The 8,095-nt window shown below is 71.7% G+C and carries 3 protein-coding genes; all 3 read right to left on the bottom strand.

The genetic code is table 11. From position 1 onward, the window contains the following. The coding region (locus C1I98_RS31020; protein WP_146607744.1) for a hypothetical protein at positions 1–3,380 on the bottom strand (3,380 nt) is incomplete at its 3' end. Continuing rightward, positions 3,377–5,563 (bottom strand): hypothetical protein, encoded by a 2,187-nt coding sequence (locus C1I98_RS31015; RefSeq protein WP_199537339.1) that lies wholly within the window; start codon positions 5,561–5,563, stop codon positions 3,377–3,379. The genes C1I98_RS31015 and C1I98_RS31020, both read right to left, overlap by 4 nt. 57 nt (positions 5,564–5,620) lie before the next feature. Then, on the bottom strand, positions 5,621–8,095 hold a 2,475-nt coding region (locus tag C1I98_RS41920), incomplete at its 5' end, for a DUF6603 domain-containing protein (protein ID WP_368773550.1).

The raw sequence follows: 8,095 nt of genomic DNA, 5'->3' as shown, positions 1-8,095 counted from the left end.
GTCATGGGCATGCTGCGCCAGCCGTCGGGGGCGGGTTCGGACCAGATCCAGGTGCCGGTCGCGGTGGCCGGAGCGGGCGTGACCGCGCTGCCCTGGGCTTCGGCGGCCAGCAGCGGCCCGGCGCGGAAGCCGACGGCCATGCGCGACAGTGCGGTGGCGGTGAACTCCTGGGGAATGTGGACGATTCCGGTGGGCAGGATGTCGGTGGTGGCATGGATGGGCACGCGCGGGTCGACGAGCAGGGTGGCGGTGACCGGGGCCCCTGCGACGGAGACGGCGATGGACGGTTCGCCGTCGATGGGGATGGGCCGCAGGTAGCCGCCGTGCTCACCGATCGGATTGATCGCGGTGTGCAGGTGGGTGTAGTCGTCGTTGAAGACGACGCCGATCAGGCCGTCGTCGGTGCGGGCGGGCTCGCCCAGGCGGACGAACCACTCGTAGGAGGGCACGTGGGGGGGCGGGGGGTCGGCGCCCTGGGTCCAGGCCACGGTGGTGCGCACCGGACCGAGCAGTTCCAGGTCCAGGCGGGTGCGGACCAGGGCGGAGGGACGGCCGAGCAGGAAACCCAGGCCGGCGTCGGCGGGGCCGTCCGGGTCGATCATCGTCAGTGCCGCGTCCACGGTGGCGCGTACCGATGCCAGCACGTCCGGACCGCGGCTGCGGATGGCGTCGAGGAACGCGTAGGTGTGGGGCAGAATGTCGCGCAGTTGCTCAAGTTCGCGTATATGCGAGCCGGGCAGGGGAACCCAGGCGACGGCGCGGCTATCGTTGGGAGCGAGGACGTCCCGAAGTTCGCCCAGGGCGCGGCCAGCGGGGTCGAAGCAGGCCAGGGTACGGTCGAAGCGGTTGTTGAGCAGCCAGGCGCAAACCGGGTTGGCGCCGGGGGTGACCGCGATGTCCTCGTCGCGGTCACTGGCCAGGAAGTCGAACCGCAGCCGGGCCGGCTGCAGCAGGCGCGGGCCGAACTCGATCAGCCGATCGGAGGCGATGTCGTCGACGGGGGTCTCGGGGATCATCGTGTCCGGCAGCACCGGGAGGAAGTGGCGCTCGTCCTCGATGAGATTGACCGCGCGGCCGAACCGGTCGACCACCGACAGTCGGGAGAAGGCCAACTGCCCGGCGCGCAGTTCGTGGTAGCGCGAGTCCTGCCACGCCTGCCCGGGGTACTTCGGCGGGATGCCGGGGACGGGCGCCGGGATGTCCGTAGGGCCGATGAGGGCTTCGATGCCGACCGGGGGACGGCGCCGGGCCCGAGGGTCGCGTTGGCGCAGCATCGCGCCGAACCCGTCCAGAGACTGCGCCAGCAGGTCCTCGCGGCGGAGGGCCTCGCGCACCCCGTACACCAGGTCGTCGGAAAGATCGGTGCGGTGCGCGGCGTGGGCGTCGATCTGTCCGGCCAGTGTGTGCCCCACGCTGGGGGTGAGGACCTGCCGACCCATGACCTCGACCGAATCGGGAACATCGCCGTCGCCGTTCCAGATGTAGCGGGTGCCGTCGAACCGCCAGCGGCGCCGGCCGTCTTCGGTGTAGGCCAGCGGCGTATAAGCGGCCTTCCACATCAGATACAGCGGCTGCCAGGGCTGCCGCCAGAGGTCGGTGCCGTATTCGGGCAGAGCTCCGATGGCCTCCCCCGCGCTGATGGGGCCGCTTTCGCGAGCGCGGGCGAGGATGAAGAACTCGGTCAGCGCCGCGGGCAGCGGTGCAGGCAGGCCGCTGGTGGGCACGGCTTGCACTTCGGCGCGCACGTCGGCTTCGGTGATCAATCGCACGGCCGTGACCAGCCGGTCGGCGGGACGGCACGGCAGCGCCGATCCGCGGGTGAGCGGCGCGTTGAGGTGCGCGCCGTGCAGCACCACCACCGGATCGGTGGCGTGGTGGAAGGGGGGCGCCGGGACGCGTTCGAGGACGCATGTGGAACGTAGTCCGGCATGGGCGGCGTAGATGGCCGCCTTGGTCGCCAGTCCCCCGGGCGTCTCGCTCCACGGCAGAACGGCGCGCGCCGCCTGGATGCGGCGGGTGAGTTCGGCGACGCGGCCGGCCGCGCCGGAGGAGAGGGCCGGGTCGAGCTCGTCGTCGATGGCGGCGTCGAAGTCCGGGTGGCGGCGCGGCGCCTGCGACAGCGACCACAGGTCGAACAGGCGGTCGCGCGCCCCCGTCAGGGCGCGTACGTCGGCGTCGTGCTCGGCCTGGAGGCGATTGAGCTCGGCGACGACCTGCTGCTCACGGGCGCGCTCCCGCGCTGACGTGCGGCCGCGGGTCTCGGCGTCGTCGTTGTCCACGGCACGCCAGGCGAAGCCGCCAGGGGAGGTACCGAACCCCGTGTCGTGGGCGGCCTGCGCGATCAGCCGGTCGCCGGCGCCGTCGGCGCGGTCCAATGCGTCGAGGCGGTCCAGCGTGAAAGCGCGAAACAGCCGGGAGTCCTCTGCGGAAAGGACGCCTTCGGCGCCGTCGGGCAGGGCGGCGACCGCCTCGGCGGAGCTGTTGGCCACGCACACCGCGATGTCGTCCGGCCCCGGGCAGTCCGACTCGGGCACGGGCCCGCGCGGCTGCCACACCAGGTTGAGCACGCTGCCGGTGTACAGGGTGCGCGCCACTTCGCTGGTGGCGGTCGGTGCGCTCCACTGCAGCCGGTCCAGCCACTCCCGCAAACTCTCTCCGCCGGTTCTGGCGGCGATGTCGGCATCGGGATGGGAGTACCAGCCGCACACGTGATAAGACAGCCTCGCGTCCCCGGTGATGTCGTCGAGCGGGTCGTGCAGCGAGAACACGTTGTGGTTGTACGGCTGGAAGGCCGCGAAGGTCAGCAGCCCCGACCCGATCGCGGTCAGGAACGGCTCACGGGCGTCGGCCGGTTCCCTCCAGGGGCTGTCCTCGGTCAGTTCGACGGCACGGCCGAGGAAGGTCGCCTTCGGCTCCTGTCCCGAGCCCGGGTCAAGACAGGACACGGTGCCGGGAGTGACGTCGGGCCCGTCGTCACGACTGCCGACGTGGTCGCTGTGTACCAGCCAGGTGCGTGGTCTGCGGAGACCGAAACGGCGCACGACCAGCCACCGGTTGGGCACCAGCGGGAAGTCGCCGATGCCCTCGGCCTCGTCGTGCCGGCCGCGGGTCAGCGCCGAGGGCAACTGCCACTGGACGTACACCCCGCACCGGCCGGGGTCATCGCTCCAGTCCTCGAAGGTGAACGGCACCGGTTCGGGCGGCAGGTCGTCTTCGGCCAAGGCGCGGAAGTCGGCCTGCCAGCGCTGCCAGATGAAGCTGCCGTCGGTTATGCGGGTTTGGTCGTTGACCGCCAGCGCGGCGACCTCGACCGGGACCACCAGAGTGTTGGGCTCGGTCATCGCCGGCCCCGGCGTCGTTGCACGTCCGGTCGTGTTCATGGACGGGTGAACTCCTGAAACTGAGGGGCCTTGATCATCTGGAGGGCGAACTGCGCGGAGGTGAGCCGCTCGACGTCGTGGGTGCGCGAGAGGGCGGGCAGCAGCGCATCACCCGTGCCGTCCACGTTGAGCACGTCGTGGCCGCCTGGCCGCAGAAACCGCGCGAACCGGTCATCAGCCGGGTCCTCGGGGAACTCGCCCAGCGGCCGGCCGACATCCGGGCGGGAGATCTTCCGCCGCTCGATGGTGCCGATGTCGCTGAACCCGAAATGCAGGCCCTGAGGCGGCTCGGCCATCGTGAAGGCGTCGATCACCTGGGGGTAGAGCATCAGCAGCACGTCGTGCCCGTACACCGCGCGCCGTACCGGCTCGACGACGTCGTCCCCGCGGAACGCCGTCATGATGATCTTCGGCCAGTTCGGCACCAGGTCGGACCGTAGCAGCAGCACACCCGGCGGCGGCTCGGCGACCTGCGTGGTGAGCGCGTTCAGGTCGGAGTCCAGGGCATGACCGACCCCCACACTGAGCGCGCCGTCCACGGCGGCGCGCACCCACCCGGGGTCGGTGTAGGCGAACCGCAGCGACTCGACCGGCAGCATTTCCTCGTCCGGCACCAGGTGCTCGAACGGGACCATCTCCAGCATCGGCAGCCGTCCCAGCCACGCCGCGACCGGTTCGAGCTCCGGCGCGAGGACCTCGCGCAGTACCGCCCGCGTGTGAATTTGGGCCACGCCCGCGCGTAGCCGTGCCGCGTCCACAAGCCCCTCCGTGCCGCCCGATCGGGTGCCTGCCCGGCGGGTGCGCCGCCCGGCGGCGGCCGCCGCTCCCGCCGTGGACAGAATCCGGCCGATCCGATGCCCGGATTCGGCGGTCAGCAGCCGGTCGAACGCCTCGTGCGCGGCCCGCCCGGACACCTCCCCGGCCGTCACCGTCCGCCCGAGCGCCGCCTGGCCGACGACGCGCCGCACCGCGCTGCGGGCCGCCTTGCGGAACTCCATCAGCGCGGTGCGGAACTCCGCGTCGCCCAGGCACAACTGCCGCCCCAGGCTGAACGCGGCAGCGTACCCGGTATCGAACACGCCGTGCTCCTCCAGGTAGATCAGCGCCTCACCGGCGGACTCCAACCGGGTGCGCTCCTGCGCGGGGGGAGGCAGCCGCTGCGCGCACTGCGCGGTCAGCGGCCCGCGGTAGAACGCCACCGACCGCTCGCCGGAGTCCAGCACGTGCGGCAGCGCCGCCGAGCCTGCCCGCAGTCGTTCGGCGACCTCGCGCCGCGCCGGCTCCGTCCCGGTCGCATCCGGTACTCGTCGGCGCAGCAGCAGGTCGGGGCGTGCGTCGGGGCCCGTGGCGAGGTTGTGCGCCAGGTCGCCGAAGCCGATGCCGGTGTCATAGACGGACTCGAACGTCCACGACCACAGCGAGACCATTCGCAGCCCCGCGGACGGCGGAGCGCTCGCCCCGTCCAGGTAGCGCTCGAATCCGTCGAAGGACAGCAGGTGCACCACGTGCATGCCGCCGTCCACGGAGGGGAAGCGATTGGCGACCACGACCGCGCTCAGCTCTTCCACATCCGGCTCGGGTTCATCGTCCGAGCGAACGTGCGTGGCGTCCGGCGGCCCGCCTTCGCGGAGGTGCGCCAGCGCGGCCATGTCCTTCGCCGTCGGCGCGATCGCGGCGAACAGCTCACCGGGCACGCGGATGGTCGTGCAGGCCCTCTCCCATTCGTCGTCGAAGATGAACTCTGGCAGGATATGCGGCGCTTGCCCGGGAAGGGCGCCGTTCATCAGTTGCCGCACGGTCTGCACGTCGACCACGCCCAGCGCCTGGGGGTCGCCGGGCAGTTCGTCCTCCCGGAAGACCAGCAGAGCCATCCACGGCGTCGCTCGGCTCGTCCCCGGCAGGCGCCGCAACCACGGCAGCGCCGCCGTGTCCAGCGTGATGTGCGGCAGCACCTGGCCGTAGGAGCCGCCGGCCCCCGGCAGCGGATAGCACGCCTGCACGCTCGTGGCCGCGATCTCGAACCGCAGCTCCCGCACGTCGAACAACTGCCGGTGCGTGGGCAGGCTCGCCCCGGTGGCATCCAGGCTCTGCTCGACGCGGATCTCATGCCTGCCCGCGGACATGGCGGGGATGCGGTGATCGAAGAGTCGCATCCGGTGCTCGACACTGCTGATTCTGTTCATGAACCCTTTGAAGCCTTTCGGCTGGAGTGCCAGCGGGAATGTCAGCCGGTGGGGTGGTCAGCCGACGGGGACGAGCAGCGGTGCCGCGGTGAAGGCGGACTCAGCCGCGCGGGCGTATCCGGATAGATCGCGATCCACCGCACCCACGTCCACCCCGGCCGCGGCGAGAGCACTCACCAGTGCGGCCCGGGCAGAACGCTGGTTCGTGGCGTCAACGGTGGTGCAGATGCGGTCGATCGCCTGCCCGCCGGGCAGCCGCACCGGGATCGGCCCGATCGGACGAGCGTTCGGGTCCAGTGGCAGCACGCCGGGCTCCAGCGGATCGAACGTGAGGTGCTCGGCCGAGATATACCCGGTGTCGGCACCATTGTCCGCCGCCGGGGACGCCAGCTCCACGCCGGTGAGCTGGTTGCGGATCAGCTGTGTCCCGGCCGGTGGCAGCGAGCTCGGCGACCCGGCGCCCCACAGCGACTGCGGTACGGCCGAGCGGTGGAACCGCGGCTCCCACTCGGCCAGAGACAGCGGGGTTCCCTCCAACAGCAGCGAGACCACCTGCATGGCGGTGCGGTCCCGTTCACCCATCGGCCGCACACCCACCCGGTCACCGCGCTGCGCCGGTAAGGTGGACAGGCTGTCGAAGTACATCTCGGTGATCGGCACCGAAGAGTCCACGGTGAACGCGAAACCCGCTGAGGAGACCAGCCACGCGCCGCCCGTACCACCGACCCGCCCCTCGTCGCTGATCAATCCCGCACCCGGGTTGATACGCACCAGCCCGCCGGGCGGCGGCAGCATCTGCGTGAACTCCCCCCAGTCCAAGAGGTTGTCCTCGGTGTCGCGCTTGGCGCCGAAACCGATGGTGAACTCGATGAACCACAGGTGGACCGTGGCCTCTCCGCCGGTCGGCGGCCCGTACAACCGCAGGCTCGCCCCGATCTCGATGGTGATCGTCAACGTGACAAAGATGATCTTGATGCGCGCTTGCACGCCGATGCGCACGCTGACGCCGATGTCGAACGCGAACGGCCGCCACTGAATCAGCGCGTCCGCCTTCGCGGTCAGCCACGCCCGCAGCATGCCCGAATGGAACCGCACGTCCAGGCCGCCGCCGAGCATCACCGCCGACGGCGTGACCGCGAAGTAGGCGCTGCCGCTGACGGTCACGCTCCCCGTCAGATCCCAGTCGAAGCCCAGGCGCGCGGGCACCGGATAGTGCGCCGGCGGCCGGTAGTTGGGGTGGTACCCGCCCAGGCTCAGCACGAAGTCGCCCGCCTGCGGGCTGGGCCCGTACCACACCGCCAGCGTCGCCCCGCCGCGCAGCTTGCAGTTCGGGTCGATCACGAACGACGCCGGGGTCAACGCCGCCGACAGCCGCATCTCGCCCGCGTTCGGCTTCAGCACCGCCTCCAGGGCGATCTCCGCCTTCGCGAACTTCCTGCCCGCCTTGCGGGGCAACTCCGCGCTCCCCACGCCCAGCAGCGCGATCGTCAGATCCGCCCCGGTCTGCACCATCGCCAGCGCGCGGCCGAACAGCACGTCGAAGCAGCTGAACGCCAGGCCGGCGGCGACCCACACCCCGCCCTCGGACGGCCGTACCCAGGGGGCGTCACCCGCAGTCAGGTTGCGCAGCACCTGCACCGGATCGCCGCCCGCACCGCCGATCGCTCCAGGATCGTCCAACGCCACCACGAACGGGAAATCGGCCACCTCTTCGATCGCGGGCTGCCGGATCTGGCTGTTCCAGCCCATTCCCAGCGCGATACCGCGTACCTGGAACGGCGGTGGCCCGATCCCCTTGTCCCGGCCGAGCGCGCCGAACGCGAACATCGACGGCTGCACCCCGGACTCGCCGGGCACGACGTAGGCGCCCACCGCGCTACCGCCGACCAGCGTGCTCTCCACCAGCAGTACCCCGCCGAGCACCGTGCGGTACGGCGGCGACGCCGGCAGGGCCGCCAGTGTCCCTGTCACCGACAGCGGAGGCACCCGGTAGGAGACGGTCACCCCTTCGCCGTCACCCGGCGTCCCGATGCTCCATCCGAGCGGCTGCGCCCCCTGCGCGGCCGGAGCCAGTACCGTGAAACCTGCTCGCCCGGCCACCGCCGTCGGCGCACGCCGCGACGGCAACGGCCGCGGGCGCCGCGGGCGCACCGGCAACGCGCGCCCCAGCCCGTCCCGTTCGGCACCACGCGCGGCGCCATGCCCGCCCCCGCGGATCGGCACCAGAGCCGGACCCGGCAGCACCAGCCAGTGACCTGCCGCCAGACCCTGAGGCAGCCGAGGTACCAGATCGTCGAGCCCGGCCGCGTCCGCGAGGTCTTCCGCCGTCAGGTCGTGATCACAGCACACGACCCGCCACCGCGCGTCGCCGTCCCCGCCCTCGACAACGCATAGCGAACCGGCGCTCTTGCGTACGGCGAGCCGTACTCCCGCGCCCTGCCCGTCCAGCGCGACCCCCTCGGTACCCGCCCGCAGCCGAAACCCGCTGATGACCGCGTTCTCGGGAAGCCGTGCGCACCCGGCACCCACCCT

The sequence above is a fragment of the Spongiactinospora gelatinilytica genome (assembly GCF_003236385.1).
Taxonomy (GTDB): Bacteria; Actinomycetota; Actinomycetes; order Streptosporangiales; family Streptosporangiaceae; genus Spongiactinospora; species Spongiactinospora gelatinilytica.
The sequence above is the reverse complement of the archived record's forward strand: the minus strand, read 5'-3'. Positions and strand labels throughout refer to the sequence as shown.

Bases quoted from the DNA above. Each gene is read 5' to 3' on its own strand.
- C1I98_RS31015 (WP_199537339.1), bottom strand. From the start codon at position 5,563: ATGAACAGAATCAGCAGTGTCGAGCACCGGATGCGACTCTTCGATCAC.